Below are 18,155 nucleotides of genomic sequence, written 5' to 3'. Positions count from 1 at the left end.
ATCTAGCTGCGGCGACGATAGCGCCTGACAGAGCGACAATCCGGTCACCCGACCAATGATGCATCCGATGACAATAAAGCCTGTTGGGCAAGGGCTTTGATGTGATCCGGACGAAATCCCGACCAGTGACGCTCGCCGGCGACGACCACCGGTGCTTGCAGGTATCCCAGGCTCATCACGTAGTCGCGGGCTCCGGCGTCGGCGGTGATGTCGACGATCCGGTAGTCCAGGCCGTTCTTCTCGAGAGCCTTGTAGGTGGCATTGCACTGCACACACGCCGGCTTGGTGTAGACGGTGATTGTCGTGTCAGTCATGGGTCTGGTCCTTTGTTGGTTTCGTGCGACTGGTGTCGGTGTCAATACATCCATTGTACGGCTACTTATGTTGTGGTGCAACAGTTTTCGCGAAGCAGATCGTATTTCTATCGGCCCTTTCAATAGGTGATTCGGATGTCATTTTGTGGCCGTATTTGCAGCTCGGAGGGCGGCTCGGAGGGCGACCATTTGCTCGTCGGTGACGTGCAACGGCGGCAGTTCTTGGGACTGTGCATAGGTGGGCTGCCAGGCGCCCAGGCCTCGGGCGTAGCGGATGTCGGTTGCCGTGGTGGCCGGCATGGCGCCTCCTGGTGTCGTGGGGTTCGGATCGCGGTTCGAACGACCGGATCTTTCTCATTTCCTGATAACTGGCCGCATTCGCAGCCGGGCCGGAGGACCTAGTAGGGGAGGCGAAAAAAGTGCCGCGAAAGAAGCGGTCCGGAGCGGCAGCGACGGGTAGCGCGTGGCACTTATTTCGGTGGGTCTCTAGGTCCGCAGGTTCGGCTGTAGAAAGAATCGGCCTATCAGGGAATGAAGTCTCTCCAGCAGCTAGTGCAGTGCGCCGCAGGCGCTTCGGTGTTGGTCGCGTAGCGATCTGGGATGGTTCGACAGCGCATGGCGGTGGCCCCACCCTTGCGGGTGGGGCCGGTGGTTGTTACTCGTTTTCTCCGAACGGATCTGACGGTGTTCCGTCCGGGAGGTGCCAACCTCCGTCGTAGGAGAACGTTCCGTCGCCGTTGTCGGTGTAGACGATGTTGTCGAAGTCGATGCTCATGGTGGTTCCTTCCGTTGTTGGGGTGGTGCTGTGGCTTCACAGTCGCTCAGGGTGAGGGTGGGCGGTCCACCCCGTAGAGCGCCGGCGGCCGGAAGCCACTTTCGCCGCGAGCGCAGCGAGTGAGGGTGGTGAAAGTGGTTGGAGCGCACGGGCGTAGCGCAGCGAAGAACGGGCGACAGCGCCGGTGTGTGGGTTGACCGGTCGGGCCCCCGCCCTGAGAGAATGAGAAGACGCGCGCCCCTGGTGACCACAGGTGCGAAGCTCGGCCGGAACGGTCGACATCTCGGGCCGGCCCCCAGGGGCCGGGCCGGGTGGCCGCGTAGCGGGCACACCGGGGGAGGGTCCGGGTGCCCGCTAGGCGGGGTGTGGGTTTAGCCGGCCTCGGCTGTGTCGGCCTGGTGCTGGGCGAGGATCTCGGCGGCTCTTTCTGCGGTGGTGTGGCCGCGTAGGTGCGGGTATTTCACGGTGTCTGTGAGCATTCGGCCGCCGTAGGGGGCCGGGTAGGTGACAGTGACGCTCTTGGCGTTGACCCTGGTCACTGTGAGCCATCCAAGGCTGGCGACCTTGACGTAGTCGCCTTTGCTGATGGTGTCGCGGCTGTAGTCGTTGATCTGGCCGCGTTCGATCTGCTCGGCCCGAACGGTTTTCCAATAGGTGATGTCGTCGGCGCGTTGGGCCATGCGGGCTATGACTCGTTCGCGGTAGTCGCCGGTGGCCGCTGTGGTGGTTTCCACGTGTTTGAAGCCTGTCGCGTCGGTGAACAGGGTGCGGCTATGTCCGTCGAGTGTGCGTTGATCAGCGCGTTGTTCGGCTTCGAACCGTTCGATGCGGTTGGCGACGGTTTGCGGGCTGTAGCGGTGGCCGGTGGTCGCGGCGGCAGCGTCGGCCCGATCGTCGGCGCGCGTTGCTTCCTTCTCGGCGGCGACTGCGTTACCGAGTGCGTTCCATGCTTTGTCGATGGCATTGCGGTGCCGGGCTTCTGAGTGGTGGCCGACGTGGATGGGTTCGCCGCCTTCGGGCAGTGCGTTGTGCGCTGTCTTTTCGCGGTTCCATGCCTGCTCGGCGGCATCGTGTTTGCGGTCGGCTTTGTCGGCCAGGGCGTCGGCGCGGTCCTGTTGACGGGCGACCTTGTCGGCTTCGGTCTGGTCGGCGGGCCGGTGGGTGCGGTCGATCTCGACGTCGACGGTGTGGCCGGCCTCGCGCAGCGCTGCGGCGGCGCGGCTGATTTTGTATTCGTTGGGTTGGCGGTCGCGGCTGCCTGCGATACCCCACGTTCCGAGGGTTCGGAACCAGCGGAATCCGTGGGCTCGGAGAATGGTGTTCGTGCCGTCGCCTTTGCTGGTGCCCTCGACCAGGGTGCCTTCGGCTGCTGTGTGAGTAATGGTGATGGTCATGATGTGGTTCTTTCTGTCGTGCCTACGGGGTGGTGGGTTAGGGGGCGGCCGGGTCCCGGTGGTGGTGGCCGCCCCTGGGTGCGGCCGGGTTAGAGGTCGCCGTATTCGGTCCAGTACTGGCGGGCGTCGGCGGCGGCATCGTCGGGGGTGAGGTCGCCGTCGTAGGCATCTCGCCATGACCAGTCCGGTAGATCGGAGTGGCCAAAACCGGTGGTGGCGCGTAGTTTCCGGTCGACTCCGAACATCCACACCGCAAAGTTGCGGTCACCTGCGGCGTTGTCGATGCGTGCGGGCTCGCTCGCGGCAATGCGGTCGGCGATCTCGGCGACTGCGGCGGGGTCTTTGGTGGCGATCCATGCGTTCACGGTCCGGCCTTTCTAGTTGGTGGTCAGTGCGGCGGTGAGAGCGTCGGCGTACTCGCTGCGTGTCAGTCGCCGGCCGCCGTCGGCGTAGGTCCAGCCGGCCAGTACGGCGATACCTGCATCGAGGGCTGCCAGGTGTAGGCGCGCGTACTGCGCATCCTGTTCTTGTGGTGTGCCGCTGTAGATTCCGCTCATGGCTATCCCTCGAATCGGTCGTGCACGGAGAGGATGGTGTGCCGGTATCCGGTCAGGCGCTCCATCAATTCGGGTAGACGGCTGTCGGTGGTTCCGGCGTAGTTACCGCTGGCCATGCCGCGTCGGGGTCCGGCCTCGACGGGCGCCAGGTGCATTTGGCGGGGCTTGCGGATGTCGAGAGTGGCGCTGTAACGCAGGATCACCGCCGGGGCCTGCTCGGTGGGCGCGAACACCTCGCATCCCTGGGGCAGGCGGGTCACGTGCATCTGCTGTAGCAGCGGGTGGAACGCGCGGTCTTCGTCCTCGTCTGCTTCGGTTTGGAACCCGACCAGGGTCACCCGGTTGTGGCGCCCGGTGAGTCCTCCGAGTGTGAAATCGGTGGTGTACTCGGCGTTGCGGTAGACCGACAGGATCAGCCCTTTAGCTTCGGTGGCTACGGCTTTTTTGTTCATTGGTGACCCTCCCGGCCTACTGCGGCAGACCTGGTGTCCGCCAACTTTTTTGCCCTTCTGGCATAGGAGATAAAGACCGGCATAGGAGGACGGAGTGCAAGACCGCGGGCACAAAGTTTTCATGCGGAGCGCAGCGGAGTGTGGGTGTGAAAAGTTTGTGCACCCTTCAGGGCCGGAGCGCAGCGGAGGCGGGGCCTTGCGCGCAGGACGACGCCGGTCAAAATCGGAAGGCCAGAAGGGAAAACACATCAGATCCCGGCCGAAGGTCGGGTCAGGGGTAGCGCCGGAGGCGGTTCGACATGGTTGCTCGCGGTGCGAGCAATGAAAAAGCCGGCCACCTGGTGTGGTGGCCGGCCTCGAAGAATCTTGGTCCCAGACGCACGTGGCTGCCGGGGTGATTGTGCGGGAGCGACGCAGGCTCGGGAGGGCTTGGTGTCGCGGTAGTACTGGTTTTATATTGTGTGCGCGTGCTTTTGGGGCGGACGTAAAGTCAGTGCGGTCTACTCATCCATGTATTCGGGCCCGTCGTACTCAGGATGCAGCTCAGGCTCGGTCCCGTATCGATCCTCTAGTGATTCGGAGTCTGTCTCGATCACTTGCTGACGTAGACCGGCTGCGACGAGTTCGGCGGCGTTGGGCAGATCGAGACCGCAGACCTGACATTTGAGTTCGTTAATTAGGAAGATGTTGTCGTGGACTGCTTCGTCGTCCTCGAGACGTTCGGGGGTGCTTCGGACGTAGGTCTTTGGCGCATACACGCTGTTCTGGCATACCGGGCACTTCACAATCGTCGCCGTCTGCGTTAACCCGAGTCGGGCAATCCCGGTCGGCTTGGCGGTAGTGACACGTGCGTCGATCTCAGTTTGGCTCAGTTGCTTAAGCAGCTTGTGTGCGGCGTTGATTTTCGTTCGGACTTCCTGCTCGATCTTCTTGTCGGCTTCGTCGAGGAGATTCTCTCCGAGTTTGACGACATTGTTGTCGAGGAGGTCATGTACATCGATTTCCAGGTGTTTGCAGAGAACTTTGGCGATACGTACTAGCTTGGGAAGCCACAGGGCGTTTGGGACGTCACTCACGGTGGCATCGGACGTATGCAGTTCTGCGTTTCTCAGGCCCATGAGGACTCCCGAATCGCGCTCCGGGTCTCCAGCGAATTCTGGCACGATCTTCTTCAGACGCTCGATGACTACTGTGCTCATAGCGCTTTTTGCTTGTTTATCGGTCGCTATTCCGTTTGCGGCGAGCAAGCTGTCGGAGGCGTTGTCTGCCAGAAGGCTCGGATGAACCTTCGCCAACGGCGCACGCAAGAGGAACTCGAACCCGAGTAGGTGCCAGATCGCGAACTCGTCATCATCGGAGTGACCGTGCTCCGCTGCCCGTCTGAAGTAGATTTCGGCCTTGCCTAGGAATCCTTCGTAGTCCCACACGTGCAGCGCCTCACTTTGTTATGAACGTTCGAACCAGAACACGCCCGGCGGCTGAGGATACTGCTGGCCGCCGGTGCATGACACGGTGATTATTCAGGATGAGCGTCCGTCCCGGTTGCCAGACAACCTCATCGGTCGGTTGAGCGCTTTCTACTGCTGATCGGGCTTCGTCGGGTCCATGAATCGTTGCGCGTGGGTCCCATCGGAGCCGCCATTGGTTCCGGCCTTCGCTGATGATGGCCGGAAGGTACGCCTTTCGGCCGGTCTCTTGGCGGATGAGGAGCGTCAGGCGGTGGAGCTCTCGCCGGAGGTCGGCACTCGGGAGGCAGATCTGAGTGGAAGTCCGTTGGGTTGCTTCTATGCACTTCAGGACCATCCACTGCGGCGGAGTTAGCGCGATTGCGCCATCGGTGTGCCATGGAAACGGGCCGAGTCCGGCTGAGGCAGAGTGTGTGCCGTTACGAGCATTTTCGGTCGTCATTGGGCGAAGGATCTGACGGCGGACCTCGGCGGCTCCTAGGTTGGAAGCCAGTGCGCTGTAGACGTGTTCTTCGTCGGTCCAGGTCCAGCCACGACCACTGAGAAGTGTGTGGTGCTGAGTGACATTCATGGTGTCATGTGCGCCGTTCGTCAGTTTGTTCTTGGTCCCATCGCACGAGGTCGAGTACGGCGCGGATTGCTTGTTGTGCGATGTCTGGGAGGGTGTTGTCCCGGTCGGGGTTGTCAGATGTCGGGGGCATTTGGTTGGGGTCCTCGTTTGAGGATGATGACGTCGTCGCTGTCGGGGTAGCGGTAGGCGTAGCGGCCGTCGGGGAGTTGTACGAGTCCGGGTTGGCCTTCGTCAGGGTCTGGTGGGTATGCCATGGAGCTAGTGTCTCAAATCGGCTAGGTGGTTGTTACCAGCTGGTTTGTGCTGGTTCGTAGGGTGTTCCGGTGTCGCGGACGTGGGCGATGACGGCGGCGAAGCCGGCGAAGTCGACGGTGTTGTTGCTGTCTGCTGCTGCGGCGGCCAGGAGCAAGGGGTTGTCGTCGATGCTGATGCAGATGAAGGGGATGGCGGTGGGTTCGTGGCCGGCGAGGTCGTCGAGCGCAGCGAGTGCGGCCTCGCCGGCGGCGTGGTGTGCGGCGGTGTAGTTGTCGGTGGCGCCGGCCAGGAGGATGCCGTTGTCGGGGTGGGTGTTGGTGTGGGCGGTGACGGTCCAGGGGATCATGGTGGGTCCTTGTCGGGTGGTGGGTGGTTCGGTAGTGACAAGGATGCCGCCCGGCCCCTCGGGCCGGGCGGCATTTCCCGGGACCCCAGGCCCGTTCTGTGGATGGTTGGCGGGCCTGGGGATGACCGGTTTAGCGGTCGTTTGCTGGGGTTGGGCCGCGCTGGATCCAGCCGGTTCCGGTGATGCGGTAGCTGTTCTCGGCGAGTGGTCGCCAGCTCGGGGCGGCGCTGTTGCGGGAGAACTCGTGGCCGTCGTCGAACAGGACGGTGGCCATTTTGTGGGCTTTGCGCAGGGTGTCGATCATGGTTTCGATGGCGGTGGTGTCCATCAGGGAGAACGTCAGCGGGGCGATGTTGAGCTGGACGTAGGGGTAGATCTTTTTGGTGACGGGGTGGGCGAAGTTTTCGCGGTGCGCGGTTCCCATCGGGGTGCGGGTCCACGACATGGTGGTTTGTACGTCGGTGCTCGTTTGTACGCGGGGCATGATGCCGGGTAGCCGGTGCACGGTGGCCATGCCCATTTTTGCCTGGCGGGCCAGTGCGAACAGTCCGAGTACGTGCTGGACCTGTTGGCAGCTGATGAATTGCATGGTGACCGTTTGCAGGTCAACTTGCAGCATGGCCAGGCGGGTGCCTTCGGCGAGGGCTTTGATGCGGCCTTCTTGTTCTCCGCACGCGGTGATGTGGACGTTGGTCACCACACCGTTGGTTGCCAGCGGTAGCGGGGTGCGGACGTGTTCGGGGCGGCTGCCGGTGATCTGACGTTCGGCGGCTGACAGTTCGCGTGCTTGCGGTTTTCCCATGGTGACCCTCCCGGCCTCGGTTGCGGCAGACTTGGTGTCCGCCAACTTTTTTGCCCTTCTGGCAATGGAGATAAAGACCGGCAGAGGACGGAGCGGCGCGGCAGCTGATCGGAGAGTTTTTCAGCGAGCGCAGCGAGTGCGGGTGGAAAAGTTTCCGACCCGCAGGGGCCGCAGGTCAGCTGTCCAGAGCGCAGGACGAACCGGTCACAATCGGAAGGCCAGAAGGGCAAACGAGAGATCCCGGCCCGCCAGGGCCGGGTCACCGTGCGCCGCAGGCGCTCCGCTTAGGTGTCCCGCGCAGCGGGCATGGTCGTGTGTGATTCGAGGAATCTGGTGGCGCTGGGCTCGAAGTCCGTTGCGGTGTCGGCGAATCCTTCGCCGGTGGCAGTGCAGTGTTGCAGCACGGCCAGGCGGGCCAGTGCGGTGCCGAGGACCTGGTGGGGTTCGTGCCATTGATTGGCCACGTGGTCTGTCCACCAGAGAACGTATGCGTTCCCGTCAGCGATCACTTTGGCGTGGATGTCGGGCAGGGACAGTGTTGCGATGGCAGGGGCTTGGGCGTAGTCCACGGATGTCTCCTGGTCAGGATGTGGTGAGTGATTGGCTGTGCGTCGGCGGCGTGTTGATGCGGTGATGTGAACGGGATCGGTTCAGATGGCTTGGCACTGCCGGCATTCCCAGTGCCCGCTGATGCGGGTGCAGGTTCGGCGCTGTTCGCAGAGCCAGCAGCGTTGGTTGTGGCGAGTCAGCAGCTCACCGGTGAGGTCGGCGGCCGCGGCCGCCGCCGCCACGCTCTGATGGGCGCGCTGCGCGGCGCGGGTCTGCTCGTCCCGGTCGTCTTGCTCGGCTTGGGTGAGGGGCGCGACGTCGGCGGTTTGTAGGTATCCGGTGAAGGCGCGGGCGCAGTCGGGGCAGGGGTGGCCTTGTTCGGCTGTCGGGTGCGCGCAGCCGGGAAGTACGCACCGGGGGAACAGTTCGAGCTCGCGGACGGTCATGGTGTGGCCTTTCGGTGTCGGAATCGGGCGATGGTGGTTAGAGATCGAGTTCGGTGCTGTGGGTTTCGCCGTCTTCGGTGTCTCGGGCGGTGTGGGCGGCCAGGAAGCTGCGGGCGGCGTCGGGGTTACCGGCGGCGAGCAGTGCTGCGGCGGTGATTTCGGCTTCGCCGCAGGTCAACTTGACGGCAATTTCGTCGGCCAGCTCCCGGTCTCCGAACACCTCGGCCCATCGGGTAAGCGGGTCAGCGACCTGGGTGTCGGCGGCGGTGGTGGCGATCTGTTCCCAGAACTCGATCGCTTCGTCGCTTTCATCGCTGTAGCCGGGGAGATCGGTGCCGGTCCAGGCCGGGCGGACGCGGTCGTCGATCGCGGAGATCTGGTCGCCGTGCCAGCTCGGCGCGCTGCCAAGTATGGCAAGGGTGTGGGCGATGGCCAGTTGTGCGCGGCGGGGGTTGATGCGGTTGGCGATGTCGGTGATGTTCATGGGTGACCCTCCCGGCCTCGGTTGCGGCAGACCTGGTGTCCGCCAATCTTTTTGCCCTTCTGGCATAGAGAGAACTGACCGGCCGAGGACAGAGCGGAGTGGCAGCTCGAGCGGAAAGTTTTCACGCGGAGCGCAGCGGAGTGTGGGTGTGAAAAGTTTCCGAGCCCAGCGGGCCGGTCACGTCGAGCTGTTCGCAGCGTCGGACGAACCGGTCATGATCGGAAGGCCAGAAGGGCAAACGTGAGATCCCGGCCCGCCAGGGCCGGGTCACCGTGCGCCGCAGGCGCTCCGCTGAGGTGTCCGCGCAGCGGGCAAAGGTCGTCGGTGGGCGTGTGACAACGAGAGAAGGGTCCACCTCCGGTGTGGAGGTGGACCCTTGTGCCGGCGGCCGGCCCCGGGTTATCGGGTGGTCAGGGTTTGGATGCCGATGGCTTCCTCGAGGTAGTAGCGGGCCCGTTCGCGCTGCGCGGTGGTGGCGTTGTCCTCGAGGAGGATTGTGTTGGCCAGGCTCTGGGCGTGGTGGGCGGCGGAGCGTTGGTGCTCGGAGCCGTTCTCGGCGGCGACGGCCTGGTGGATGTTCTGCCGGGCTTGTTCGAGGATGTGTGCGACGGTCGGAGTGGACATTGGTTCGCCTTTCGATCGGGGTGGCGCTGACGCCTGGCAGTCACCGATGGGCGAGGGTGGCCTGTCAACCCCGAAGAGTCCCGGCCGCCGGAAGCGACTTTCACCGCGAGCGCAGCGAGTGCGGTGGTGAAAGTTGTTGGAGCGCACGGGCGCAGCGCAGCGGAGAACGGGCGGCAGGGTAAGGGGCGTGGGTTGACAGGTCGGGCCCCCGACCATCGACACTGCGAAGGCGCGCGCCCCCTGTGGTGACCACCGGGGCGAAGCTCGGGCCGAAGGCTCGAAGACAGTTCGGGGGGTAGGTCAGATCCGTGCGCGCGGGGATATGTGAGAACCTGGCCAACGACTCGGGGGAGTAGGGGGATCGGGGGAGATCCTGTTGGCCAGGTTCGGTTTTGACCGTAGCAGGGCGCTCGGACAGTGCGCATGGTGAGCGGGGCACGTGGAGTCTGTGCCCCGCTCACCATGGTGTTTAGGTCAGGGCGATGGCGTCGGCGGTGAGGTCGCCGGTGACGACTTGCTCGATGTCAGCGAGTTGGTAGCCGTAGACCTTGCTCAGAAAGCGCAGGTACCGGGTTCGGCCTTCTCCGATGCTGCGGAAGTATTCGTGTCCGCCCTGCCAGGACTCTTTGGGCATGTTCGCTTCGTGTGCGGCCAGGGTGATCGCCAAGGCGATCACCTGGGCGCGTTCGCCGGTAGCGGTGTCGAGGGCTTCCATCGGATCGATGCCGCCGAGCAGGTCTTTCGCGATCTTCTTGGCGTCAGCGTTCTGCCGGGTCAAGTTGTACAGATCGGCGTTGCGCCACATCGTGACCGCCTGAAAGCTGGCCACTGCTGCGCTTGTGCCCTTCGGCAGGGTCTTGCGGGCCAGTGCGCTGCGCAGTGCGTCGCGGCGCACTGATTGGGCGGCCACGGCCAGTTTGTTCAGCGCGATGACCTGTTTGCGGGCGGCGCTTTCAGCGTCCTTGCGGGCCTGGTCCTCGTCGCTGAGCGGCTGATCACTATCGGGCTTGGGCTTGGTTCGGCGCGGGTTGTTGTTCCGCCATTGCCATTCCGGTTGCAGCTCATCGGCGTCGGGGTCGGTGTGGTACCAGGTCACTGTTGCGGTCGCGGTGTCGGTTTTAGTGATCGTGCGCGGGTCGATCCAGCCTTCTTCGGCCTGCGATTCGGGATCGTCCTGGTCTACGGCCCAATCGATGTCGTCGTAGTCGACGGTGGTCCCGTCAGCGGTGATGCAGGTGGCGGTCCATTCGGCTCGCACGTAGGCCAGCAGGTGAGCCTGTGTGCAGGCGGTCGGCTCGGGACTGGTCCCGTCGGCGGTGACGTAGTAGGTCAGGACTCGGGCCTGATCCATCGATGGCCGGGTGGTGGTGCTGGCGTAGCCCTGGACGCTCAGCTCGTCGCGCTGGGTGCGGATCGCGGCGCGGGCGGCGGCGGTCTCGGCCAGCTCAGCTGCTTTGTGCTCGAACCGGCCCTCGGCGGCTGCTTCCAAAAGTTCGTCCACCGCGTCGGGGTCGTCGTCGTAGCCTGCCAGGATCATGCCCTGTTCCAGCGTCAGGTTCGCGGTGTCGACAGCGTCTTTCGCTGTCTGCGAGGTGGCTGTGGCCAGGGCAGCGTCTACCTTCCTTTTGCTGGTGTGCAGCTCTTTCGCGATTCTGGTGGCCGACAGGCCGGTCAATTTCAGTTGCTCGACGGCGGTGGCTTCTTCGGAGCCTTTGAGTCCTTTGCGGTCCCCGTTGGTGATGACCTGGTCGATGATCCGGCGGCGGGTCCGTTCGGTGTCGTCGGCCTCGACGGTGTCGGCGTCGACGATGTAGACCGGGATGGTGGCCAGTCCGGCTTCGCGGGCGGCGAGGGTCCGGCGCTGTCCGTCGCGAACTTTCACCACGCCTTCGCTGTCGCGGATGGCGTAGACCGGCTGGCGTACGCCGGTGGCGATCGATGCGACGAAGGCGGCGTCGATGGCGGTGTCGGTGCGCACGTTGTCATCGATGACCAGGGTGGCCGGGTCCGCGAACACCAGCTCGGCGGTGGCGGCGGGTGCGGTAGTGGTGTTGTTTGTCATGGTGTTTTCTCCTATGGTGGGTGAGAAGCAACCGGGCCGAGTAACAGTCGGCCCGGCTGCTTTTCTTTTGGGCCAGTAGCGGTTTGGCTAGCTGGTGGCGTGGGGGCGGGTGTCGATGGGGTTGTCCTGGACTCCGGCGAGCATGGTCACGGCCACGATGCGCCGTTCGCTGAGGTGCTCGATCTTGGCCAGGTGGTCTGCGGCCTCGAAGTGCCAGGCGCGGCGCTGCTGCGGGCTGGTGGCCGAGTGCTCGGCGCGGCCGATGCAGTTCGCGGCTTCCTTTGAGTGTCGGCCGATCGACTCATCGAGTGCGGTAGCCCATTCGCGGACCTGGTCGATCATGGCCTGCTGAAAGCTGACACCACGCAGGTTGGCGATCAGGTGCACTGCTGCCAGGTTCGGGCCTGCCTCGATCAGGGCATCTTCGTGGGCGTACATGTCGTTGGTGCTCATGACGGGTTCCTTTCAGTGGGTGGTGACCTCGGCTGCCTTCTGGGCCTCGGGGCTGAATACGACGAGGTCAAACAGGGCGAGCTTGGTGTCGTCGTCGATGTCGGCAAAAGCCGGATCGCCGGTCATCTTGAGGTCGTTGTCGTAGATGTGCTCCATCGCAACGAACGGATCGAAAAACATGGCGTGCCCTCCTGGGTTGTCGTGTCCGCCAACTTTTTTGCCCTTCTGGCAATGGAGATAAAGACCGGCTTAGGAGACCGGAGCGCAAGATTCGGGCGGAGAAGTTTTTCACGCGAGCGCAGCGAGTGCGGGGTGAAAAAGTTTCCGAGCCCGCAGGGCCGCAGCGCAGCGGAGCCGTGTCTTGCGCGCAGGTCGACGCCGGTCACAATCGGAAGGCCAGAAGGGCAAAGGGTGGTTTTGCCGGCCGAAGGCCGGTCTACTGCAGCGCCGCAGGCGTTTCCGTTGAGGTGTTCGCGCAGCGAGCATTGTGGTGTGGCCGGCGGTTACGCTGGTCGACATGGAAAGTCGCGTGGAACAGGCTTTGTCGCTTCTTGTGGGTCCGCGGCCGCAGGCCGACGATCTAGAGGTATTGGTCTACGGCCGGCGGCTGCGGTCGCCGGATCTGGTGATGGCCGATCCTGAGCTTGGTCGGCTGCTGTAGTCGCCTTCGGTCACGGTGGCCGCAGGCAGGTCAGGCCCGCCTGAGTGTTGTCGGCGGGCCTGACCTGGTGAAGGGCACTGCGGGGGTCTAGATCATGTAGTCACCTCCCAGAATGTCGTAGGTGTGCTTGTGGAGCGGGTCGATGATCGCCTGCCGCAATAGCTCTGGGCTCATTCCGGCGGCGATGGCCTGCTCGATCAGATCAAGCAGGGCCGGGGTGTTGGTGGCGCAGGCCTGGGCCTGGTCGATAGCCACGTTTGCTTGTGCGCCGCTACCACCCAGGACGCTGAATACCGCAACCAGGGTCAGCACTTCGGCGCGGACCGTGCCGCGTAGTCCGGCGGCGATCGTGGCGAACAATTGGGCGGCGGGCAGCGGTGCATTGGAGCCGACCACGATCAGTGCGTCTCGTATACCGGTGTAGTCGATGATGGCGCGTCCGACCTGGGCGGCGAGGTCGGCTGATGGTGCGGTGTTGCTGGTGATCAGGGTGTACACCTGGCGGGCGATATCGAGAAAGCGGGTTGGGCTGCCGGTGTGGGCGGTGTCGAGGTCGACCGGCTCGGCGAGTGCGAACATGGCCTGTATCTGGTCACGGCGTGTGCTGACCGCGCGGCCCGTGACTGCCCGTGCCGCTGTCACTGCCGATTCCCGAAAGTCTTCGGTCAACCCGGTCTGTCCGCTCTCGACGTCGGTCCACTGGGCGCCGACCTCGCAGCTGGGGGTGTGAAGCGTGCGCAATACGCGCAGCCCGTTGTGTTTCGCGGTCTGACCAGCTTCATCAAGCCAGTGTGTTGCCTCTGCCAGATCGTCGGTGACGGCGATCAGAAGGACCCCGGTGGCGTCGTAGCTTCGGGCGACGGCGGCGATATGCGCGGCGACGTCGGGCGCGGTCGTGAAGTCGTGACGGGCCGAGAACACGATCTCCTCGCCCTTCAACACGACGAATATTTCCGAGTCTTCGGGGACGAACCCGATCAGTCCGGGCAGTGCTGCGATCAATCCGGTGGGGGTGCTGATCTCGATCGAAGTGTTGTTGTCCATGGTGACCCTCCCGGCCCTCGTTGCGGCAGACCTGGTGTCCGCCAACTTTTTTGCCCTTCTGGCATGCACGATGTGGACCGGTTAGGAGGCCGGGAGGGTGGGACCCGGACGAAAAGTTTTTCTGCGGAGCACGGGTTGAAAAAGTTTTCGTGCCCGTGAGCCGGAGCGCAGCGGAGCCGGGTATCGCCCGGGAGGTCGACGCCGGTCACACTCGGAAGGCCAGAAGGGACAAAACAGAGATTCCCGGCCCGCCAGGGCCGGGTCACAGTGCGCCGCAGGCGCTCCGAGTAGGTGACCGCGCAGCGGTCAAGGATGGACGCGCAGCGGACATCAAAGAAGGCCGGCCCCTCGTGCGGGGCCGGCCTTGAGTGTGTTGGTCCCAGACGTTGGTCCGGGTAAAGGCGATTGTGCGGGAGCTGCGCGGGTGCGGGAGGGCTTGGTGTCGCGGTAGCTCTGTAGTTACGGGGTTACGGGGCTACGGGGCTGGTGTTGGTCGCTGGTCTCCGTTGACGCGGGCTGCGGTGGAGATGCGCTGTTGGTGGCTGCGGATGTAGTAGGCGCTGTAGGAGGCCAGGAGAGAGAGGGCGCAGGAGATGGCGATCTGGAAGTAGTTGTCGCTGAGGGTGATAGAGATGAGGCTGGTGATTACCGCTGCGGCTGCGGGGAGAGTTGCGCGTCGCAGTGTTTGGCTGGCGCTGTGGTATTCGTTGCTGCGATCAGGTTGTTGTCCGGACCGGACCTTGTTCCACCAGTCACTTTGGCGTCGACCGGCTGCGCCTTGGACGAGTTAGGTTGCGAAGATCGCGAGCACAGTTGTAGCCCACAGGACGAGGATCCACGGGTTGTTGGTGAGTTCTGCATAGTGGTCTGTTGCTGCGTTGTTGGTGGCCATCAGTCAGTCCGTCCCTGTGGGTGGTTGGGTTTCTGTCTTACTTCCTGGACGTTGGCACCGGGGTCAGCCGGGGTCGACGTCGGGGAGGGGTTCTCGGACCTGTGTGACGCGGCCTAGCCATGAAACGATCTGGTTGATGGCTGTGGGTGACATCGTCTGGGCGAACCAGTCGACGGCTTCGAGGTCGTTGTCGCTGAGTTCTATGCCCATTCCGCGGAGTTCGCTTGTGAGCAATGTTTGCATCCTGCGTGGTGTGGAGTAGTTCCCGTAGTGGTTTCCGTATGGACTGTGTTTGCTGTTGGTGTAGGGGACTTTCCGGTCCCAGGACTCAGTCATCGGAGCTTCCTGTCGCTGGCTGGTCGGTTATTGGAGCTGGAGGGGCTGAACGTCGCGATTGCCCATGCCGCGATTGCGATGAGCATGGTGGTGATTACTGCCCAGGTCAGGAGCCAGGCCCCCATGTTGAGGGGTTCGGTGGTTTCTGTTGCAAACCGGTAGAGGAATGCAGATCCTAAGAAGAGCAGTGAACTGCCGGCCGCGGATACCAGGAGCGTCCGTCGCTTGTAGTAGTCGCGTGTGGACTGTGCGGCGAACAGGCCGAATAGTCCTAGAAGCAGTGCTATCGCGAGTGATGCGTAGAAGATGCCGGTTGTGACGGCTTGACCTCCAGGTACTGCGGTTTCCATGATCCCCCTCAGATCTTCGGATATGCGTTCTGTCCATCATGGGTGATGGGTCCGACATTTAACGTGTAGACCAAAGTCTACATATCAGTGTGGTTTATAGTCAACATGTGAATGAGCGGCTTGTGGAGCTGGGTAAGCGGGTGAGGGCGGCGCGTGTGGCGGCGGGGGAGACGCAGGCTGAGGTTGCTTCTGCGGTGGGGATTCACCGTACTCATGTTGTTCATATCGAGGCTGGTCGGGAGAACATCACGGTGGGGACGTTGTACGGTCTCGCGGACCATTTTGGAGTGGCCGCTTCGCAATTCCTGCCGGACTAGGGCTGCCCGTCGGGGGCCGACGCTATGAGCAGCGCTGCATCCAGGTCGCCCGGGTGGATGCAGGTCATTCAACAGACCTTGGCTGTCGCTAGGAGGTGCAGGAGTTTGGGGTTGAGGCGCGAGCCAGGGTGACTAATGAGGCGGGCTATGGCGCGGGCGGCAGTTTCGACGCTGCGGGCTTTGCTCGCGGATGGTGGTGGGCGGTCCTGGGATAGTCAGCGTTATGGGCGGGTGTTGCCCGGTGGTTGAATGCCGTACCGCGTCTCGATGTCCCAGAGGAATTGTCTCAGTGCGGTGTTGGGGATGGCACCGTTGGGCGGCTCGACGTTCGCCTTGATTGCCTCCAGGTCGATGAAGTCGGCGTTGAGTTGCATGGTTTCGCGGTCATCAGGCGGCGCGTGAGGATCTGGCTGACCACCAGGTGCGGTCTGCGTCCCGGGATCGGCGGCGTTGAGCCGATCCTCGACGTGGCGCAGAGCCCGTTCGATCCGCTCGCTGAAGGCGTTCACGTCATCTAGTATCCGACGGCGGCGGGTTGGATGGTGCGGACGGGCCGGTTGATCATTCGGCGGTTGCTGGGAGTTCATGCGGCGGCGGTACAACGGAGCACAACAGTGTCGGCGAAAAGGGGGACAGCCATGGGCGAGGACAACGCGATCGACCAAGAGATGCTCGAGTTCGAGGAACGCTGGTTTCGATTCGGCGGTGGACCATCGGATGAGATTTTCACTCGTTTCGGTATGACGGATCGAACGTTCTTCGGCGCGATGGAGACCTTGATGGGCAGGGAGTACGCGCTGGATCAGGTCGCTCCGGGCGATGTTGAGGTGATGCGGGCGGTGATTCGGCGCCGGTTGTGGCTCGCGAGCTAGTTGATGTCGTCGAGTGATTCTGGGGTTGCGGTGGTGGTCTGGTCGCCGAGCATTTCGTGGGCCTTGCGCTCGACCAGCAGGGGCACGAAATCGCGAATCGGTTGGTCGTTGAAACGCTGGTAGGCGTCGTCGACAGTCTGGTTGACTGTCTCAGCGGGAAGACTGGGGTGTTGCTTGATCAGCTTGTCGGCGATGAGATCTATGTGTTGCCGCTCTTCTTTTTTGTGCTTGTCGGCAGAACTAGTCATGCGTCCAACGTTACGACCGTAGACGAAGTGCCGAACATCTGTTCATTCTCTGTTGGCTGTTCGTTTGCCCGTCGTTCAATCGTTCGCCAGGTAGGTGTCGGGGACCTTACGATGAGTGAACCATGGCACCCCAAGACAGGCTGGGAGCGGACGTCGAGCAGGCGCGCTACTTCGCAGCAGAACTCGAGCGCTGGGCCGACAAACTTGAGGCCGAGGTTAGCCAGGCCGGTCAGACTGCCAGGTTGATCGCCGCCAAACAGTACGAACTCGACGATGTGCACCGTCAGCTGAAAGCGTTGCGCAACAGTTTCCCCGGCGCGTTCGTCACATCGTAAAAGGTGGGCTGCAGGTGGCTGCCGTCAGCGTCGTGGGCGGATAGTGCGTTTGCGTGATTCCCAGTGCTGCGGTCGATGAGGCATGCTGACGGGGAAGTTTCGCCAGCTTCAGCGTCGCGCGTCGGGGGTGCTCGCTCAGAAATGGTCGCGTGGAACGCCCGACGACGCTCTAGGGGGGGGACTCGGGGGTTTCACGCTCTGCCGACTCCCGAGGAGCTATTCGCGCTCGTTACGGGCGCCGGACTTGCTGCCGGACTAGGGAGTTAGGGTCGGCCGGGGACTGGGAATGGTGTGGTGAACTCGGTGAACCATTCGGTGGGTGTCAGGTTGACTCCGCCGACGATGTCGGCGATGGCCTCGGCTGGCATGTCGTAGAGGGTGAGTACGTCTTCGTCTTGGAAGAGGTATTCGGTGAGGTCGCCCCAGGTGTCGGGGTCGTCGGGGTCGTCTGGCCATTCCAACGCGTCTGGGAGGGGTAGGCCGGTGTCGGCGGCCGCGGCGCGGTGCAGGATCAGGTGCAGCACCATTTCTTCGCCGGTGCAGCGGGGGACCGGTGCACCCCACCGTCTGGCGTCTTCTGCCAGGCGTGTGGCACATTCGGCGAGTTGGTAGCGCCAGAATCGGCTCTGGCCGAACGTGGTTGGTGGAAGTGTGTGGAGCACCCTGAGTTGTTGGCCGTCCACTGGTGCGGTGTCGAGCATGTCGGCGTCGGCACGGATGTCGGCGGCCACCGCGTCGCCGGCGTCAGCCAGGGCTTGGGCTCGTCGTGGTCCGATGGTGTCGATGAGTTCGGCGAACTCGGGGTCAAAGTCGGCGGTGGCGGTCATTGCTGGCCACCTGTCGGGTCGAGGCGCTGCAACGGTGTGCCGGGCAGTGTGTCTGGAGTGGGCACCAGCATGATCGCGTCGGCGATGGCGTCGTCGATGGGACTCAGTGGGGCGATGAGGCCACCGTGGACGGGCACGGTGGCTTGGTGGTCGGGGTCGTAGTCGGGGATGATCTCGACGTTAACGGGGACCGGCAGGTTGAGCCCGTTCAGAGACTCGATGATTGCTGCCCGCAGTGCGTCGGCGTAGTCGGTGAGTTCGCGGGTTCTTTGTTCCTCGAGGCGGTCTGCCAGGTTGTCGAGGGTGTCGTAGGCGTCGTGGGTCGCTTGTTGTTGCGGCGTCAGCGGCGTGTTCGCGGCTTCGGCGACGGCAGCGTCGAGCGCCGCGCGCTGTTCTGGGTCGGTGACGTCGTAGTGCGGGAGTGCTGCGAGTTCGTCAGGGTCGGTGATTCTGTCCGGGTCATCAACCAGCTCTCTGCGCGCGTCGAGCTCGGCGTAGGCGGTGTGGTACTGGTCGTCGTAGACGCCGCTACGTGAGTGGAGGTGGTCCGGGGTGTCGAGTTCGTTGAGCACGTTTTCAGCGTGTAAGACGATCTGGACCGGGTCGGTCCTGCGCCGCAGCAGCTCGGCCGGATCGTTGCCCACGGTGGCCACCAGGGCTTGTTCGATCGTGGCTGCTTCCCAGGAGCCGGGGCGGCCGGCGAGGATCTCCGTGATGCTGCCG

General features: G+C 63.5%; 28 protein-coding genes and 1 pseudogene. 4 read left to right on the top strand and 25 right to left on the bottom strand.

Annotation, left to right across the window (positions count from 1 at the left end):
• Positions 1 to 44: 44 nt before the first annotated feature.
• The 18 genes from nrdH to VIQ49_RS16110 form a co-directional block, all read right to left on the bottom strand.
• Entirely contained in the window at positions 45 to 314 is a 270-nt protein-coding gene (nrdH, locus tag VIQ49_RS16190; protein ID WP_331886407.1) for a glutaredoxin-like protein NrdH, read from the bottom strand.
• Between the two features lie 138 nt (positions 315 to 452).
• On the bottom strand, positions 453 to 614 hold the full coding sequence (locus VIQ49_RS16185; RefSeq protein ID WP_331886405.1) for a hypothetical protein: 162 nt from the start codon (positions 612 to 614) through the stop codon (positions 453 to 455).
• A gap of 846 nt (positions 615 to 1,460) precedes the next feature.
• Positions 1,461 to 2,483, bottom strand: a complete 1,023-nt coding sequence (locus tag VIQ49_RS16180; RefSeq protein WP_331886403.1) for a DUF3560 domain-containing protein — start codon at positions 2,481 to 2,483, stop codon at positions 1,461 to 1,463.
• Between the two features lie 89 nt (positions 2,484 to 2,572).
• Positions 2,573 to 2,848: a hypothetical protein gene (locus tag VIQ49_RS16175; protein ID WP_331886401.1), complete on the bottom strand. Its 276-nt coding sequence runs from the start codon at positions 2,846 to 2,848 to the stop codon at positions 2,573 to 2,575.
• A 12-nt stretch (positions 2,849 to 2,860) separates the two neighbouring features.
• A complete protein-coding gene (locus tag VIQ49_RS16170; protein ID WP_331886399.1) occupies positions 2,861 to 3,040 on the bottom strand; it encodes a hypothetical protein in 180 nt (59 codons plus the stop codon).
• Between the two features lie 2 nt (positions 3,041 to 3,042).
• Positions 3,043 to 3,492: a hypothetical protein gene (locus VIQ49_RS16165; RefSeq protein WP_331886397.1), complete on the bottom strand. Its 450-nt coding sequence runs from the start codon at positions 3,490 to 3,492 to the stop codon at positions 3,043 to 3,045.
• A 500-nt stretch (positions 3,493 to 3,992) separates the two neighbouring features.
• Positions 3,993 to 4,919, bottom strand: coding sequence for a hypothetical protein (locus VIQ49_RS16160; protein WP_331886395.1), 927 nt, complete (start codon positions 4,917 to 4,919; stop codon positions 3,993 to 3,995).
• 10 nt (positions 4,920 to 4,929) lie between these two features.
• On the bottom strand, positions 4,930 to 5,295 hold the full coding sequence (locus VIQ49_RS28980) for a TauD/TfdA family dioxygenase (protein WP_414731645.1): 366 nt from the start codon (positions 5,293 to 5,295) through the stop codon (positions 4,930 to 4,932).
• 347 nt (positions 5,296 to 5,642) lie between these two features.
• Positions 5,643 to 5,783, bottom strand: coding sequence for a hypothetical protein (locus VIQ49_RS16155; RefSeq protein WP_331886393.1), 141 nt, complete (start codon positions 5,781 to 5,783; stop codon positions 5,643 to 5,645).
• Between the two features lie 32 nt (positions 5,784 to 5,815).
• Positions 5,816 to 6,130: a hypothetical protein gene (locus VIQ49_RS16150; protein ID WP_331886391.1), complete on the bottom strand. Its 315-nt coding sequence runs from the start codon at positions 6,128 to 6,130 to the stop codon at positions 5,816 to 5,818.
• 130 nt (positions 6,131 to 6,260) lie between these two features.
• Positions 6,261 to 6,932, bottom strand: a complete 672-nt coding sequence (locus VIQ49_RS16145; RefSeq protein ID WP_331886389.1) for a hypothetical protein — start codon at positions 6,930 to 6,932, stop codon at positions 6,261 to 6,263.
• 284 nt (positions 6,933 to 7,216) lie between these two features.
• Positions 7,217 to 7,501, bottom strand: coding sequence for a hypothetical protein (locus tag VIQ49_RS16140; protein WP_331886387.1), 285 nt, complete (start codon positions 7,499 to 7,501; stop codon positions 7,217 to 7,219).
• Positions 7,502 to 7,582: 81 nt separating this feature from the next.
• Positions 7,583 to 7,927 carry a hypothetical protein gene (locus VIQ49_RS16135; protein WP_331886385.1) on the bottom strand — a complete coding sequence of 115 codons (345 nt, stop codon included), beginning with the start codon at positions 7,925 to 7,927 and terminating at the stop codon, positions 7,583 to 7,585.
• Positions 7,928 to 7,964: 37 nt separating this feature from the next.
• The gene (locus tag VIQ49_RS16130) at positions 7,965 to 8,411 is read right to left on the bottom strand and encodes a hypothetical protein (RefSeq protein ID WP_331886383.1); all 447 of its coding nucleotides are present in this window, start codon (positions 8,409 to 8,411) and stop codon (positions 7,965 to 7,967) included.
• 399 nt (positions 8,412 to 8,810) lie between these two features.
• On the bottom strand, positions 8,811 to 9,035 hold the full coding sequence (locus VIQ49_RS16125) for a hypothetical protein (RefSeq protein WP_331886381.1): 225 nt from the start codon (positions 9,033 to 9,035) through the stop codon (positions 8,811 to 8,813).
• 469 nt (positions 9,036 to 9,504) lie between these two features.
• The gene (locus tag VIQ49_RS16120) at positions 9,505 to 11,097 is read right to left on the bottom strand and encodes a ParB/RepB/Spo0J family partition protein (RefSeq protein WP_331886379.1); all 1,593 of its coding nucleotides are present in this window, start codon (positions 11,095 to 11,097) and stop codon (positions 9,505 to 9,507) included.
• A gap of 87 nt (positions 11,098 to 11,184) precedes the next feature.
• Complete coding sequence (locus VIQ49_RS16115; RefSeq protein ID WP_331886377.1) at positions 11,185 to 11,550, bottom strand: hypothetical protein; 366 nt, start codon at positions 11,548 to 11,550, stop codon at positions 11,185 to 11,187.
• Between the two features lie 12 nt (positions 11,551 to 11,562).
• Entirely contained in the window at positions 11,563 to 11,730 is a 168-nt protein-coding gene (locus VIQ49_RS16110) for a hypothetical protein (protein ID WP_331886375.1), read from the bottom strand.
• 337 nt (positions 11,731 to 12,067) lie between these two features.
• Between VIQ49_RS16110 and VIQ49_RS16105 the strand changes: the two genes are divergently transcribed.
• A complete protein-coding gene (locus tag VIQ49_RS16105) occupies positions 12,068 to 12,211 on the top strand; it encodes a hypothetical protein (protein ID WP_331886373.1) in 144 nt (47 codons plus the stop codon).
• 87 nt (positions 12,212 to 12,298) lie between these two features.
• On the opposite strand, the gene VIQ49_RS16100 is transcribed toward VIQ49_RS16105, so the two are convergent.
• The 3 genes from VIQ49_RS16100 to VIQ49_RS16090 all read right to left on the bottom strand — a co-directional run bounded on the left by VIQ49_RS16100 (position 12,299) and on the right by VIQ49_RS16090 (position 14,833).
• On the bottom strand, positions 12,299 to 13,255 hold the full coding sequence (locus VIQ49_RS16100) for a DUF4192 domain-containing protein (protein WP_331886371.1): 957 nt from the start codon (positions 13,253 to 13,255) through the stop codon (positions 12,299 to 12,301).
• 955 nt (positions 13,256 to 14,210) lie between these two features.
• Positions 14,211 to 14,483: a hypothetical protein gene (locus VIQ49_RS16095; RefSeq protein WP_331886369.1), complete on the bottom strand. Its 273-nt coding sequence runs from the start codon at positions 14,481 to 14,483 to the stop codon at positions 14,211 to 14,213.
• Positions 14,480 to 14,833 carry a hypothetical protein gene (locus VIQ49_RS16090; RefSeq protein ID WP_331886367.1) on the bottom strand — a complete coding sequence of 118 codons (354 nt, stop codon included), beginning with the start codon at positions 14,831 to 14,833 and terminating at the stop codon, positions 14,480 to 14,482. The genes VIQ49_RS16095 and VIQ49_RS16090 overlap by 4 nt, the downstream gene beginning before the upstream one ends.
• An 89-nt stretch (positions 14,834 to 14,922) precedes the next feature.
• Between VIQ49_RS16090 and VIQ49_RS16085 the strand changes: the two genes are divergently transcribed.
• On the top strand, positions 14,923 to 15,150 hold the full coding sequence (locus tag VIQ49_RS16085; protein ID WP_331886365.1) for a helix-turn-helix transcriptional regulator: 228 nt from the start codon (positions 14,923 to 14,925) through the stop codon (positions 15,148 to 15,150).
• A 221-nt stretch (positions 15,151 to 15,371) separates the two neighbouring features.
• Here VIQ49_RS16085 and VIQ49_RS16080 read toward each other — a convergent pair whose 3' ends face one another.
• Entirely contained in the window at positions 15,372 to 15,659 is a 288-nt protein-coding gene (locus tag VIQ49_RS16080) for a hypothetical protein (RefSeq protein ID WP_331886363.1), read from the bottom strand.
• 129 nt (positions 15,660 to 15,788) lie between these two features.
• On the opposite strand from VIQ49_RS16080, the gene VIQ49_RS16075 reads away from it, so the two are divergent.
• Positions 15,789 to 16,022, top strand: a complete 234-nt coding sequence (locus VIQ49_RS16075; RefSeq protein WP_331886361.1) for a DUF3263 domain-containing protein — start codon at positions 15,789 to 15,791, stop codon at positions 16,020 to 16,022.
• Here the strand turns inward: VIQ49_RS16075 and VIQ49_RS16070 are convergent.
• Positions 16,019 to 16,270, bottom strand: a complete 252-nt coding sequence (locus VIQ49_RS16070; protein ID WP_331886359.1) for a three-helix bundle dimerization domain-containing protein — start codon at positions 16,268 to 16,270, stop codon at positions 16,019 to 16,021. The genes VIQ49_RS16075 and VIQ49_RS16070 overlap by 4 nt on opposite strands.
• A 122-nt stretch (positions 16,271 to 16,392) precedes the next feature.
• On the opposite strand from VIQ49_RS16070, the gene VIQ49_RS16065 reads away from it, so the two are divergent.
• Positions 16,393 to 16,605 (top strand): hypothetical protein, encoded by a 213-nt coding sequence (locus VIQ49_RS16065; protein ID WP_331886357.1) that lies wholly within the window; start codon positions 16,393 to 16,395, stop codon positions 16,603 to 16,605.
• Positions 16,606 to 16,868: 263 nt separating this feature from the next.
• Here the strand turns inward: VIQ49_RS16065 and VIQ49_RS16060 are convergent, their stop codons facing one another.
• Both VIQ49_RS16060 and VIQ49_RS16055 read right to left on the bottom strand, forming a co-directional pair.
• Positions 16,869 to 17,432, bottom strand: coding sequence for a hypothetical protein (locus tag VIQ49_RS16060; protein ID WP_331886355.1), 564 nt, complete (start codon positions 17,430 to 17,432; stop codon positions 16,869 to 16,871).
• Positions 17,429 to 18,155 (bottom strand): annotated as a pseudogene (locus VIQ49_RS16055) (hypothetical protein); the annotation flags it as partial. The pseudogene VIQ49_RS16055 and the gene VIQ49_RS16060, both read right to left, overlap by 4 nt.

The organism is Williamsia sp. (assembly GCF_036566845.1).
GTDB lineage: Bacteria > Actinomycetota > Actinomycetes > Mycobacteriales > Mycobacteriaceae > Williamsia.
The sequence above is the reverse complement of the archived record's forward strand: the minus strand, read 5'-3'. Positions and strand labels throughout refer to the sequence as shown.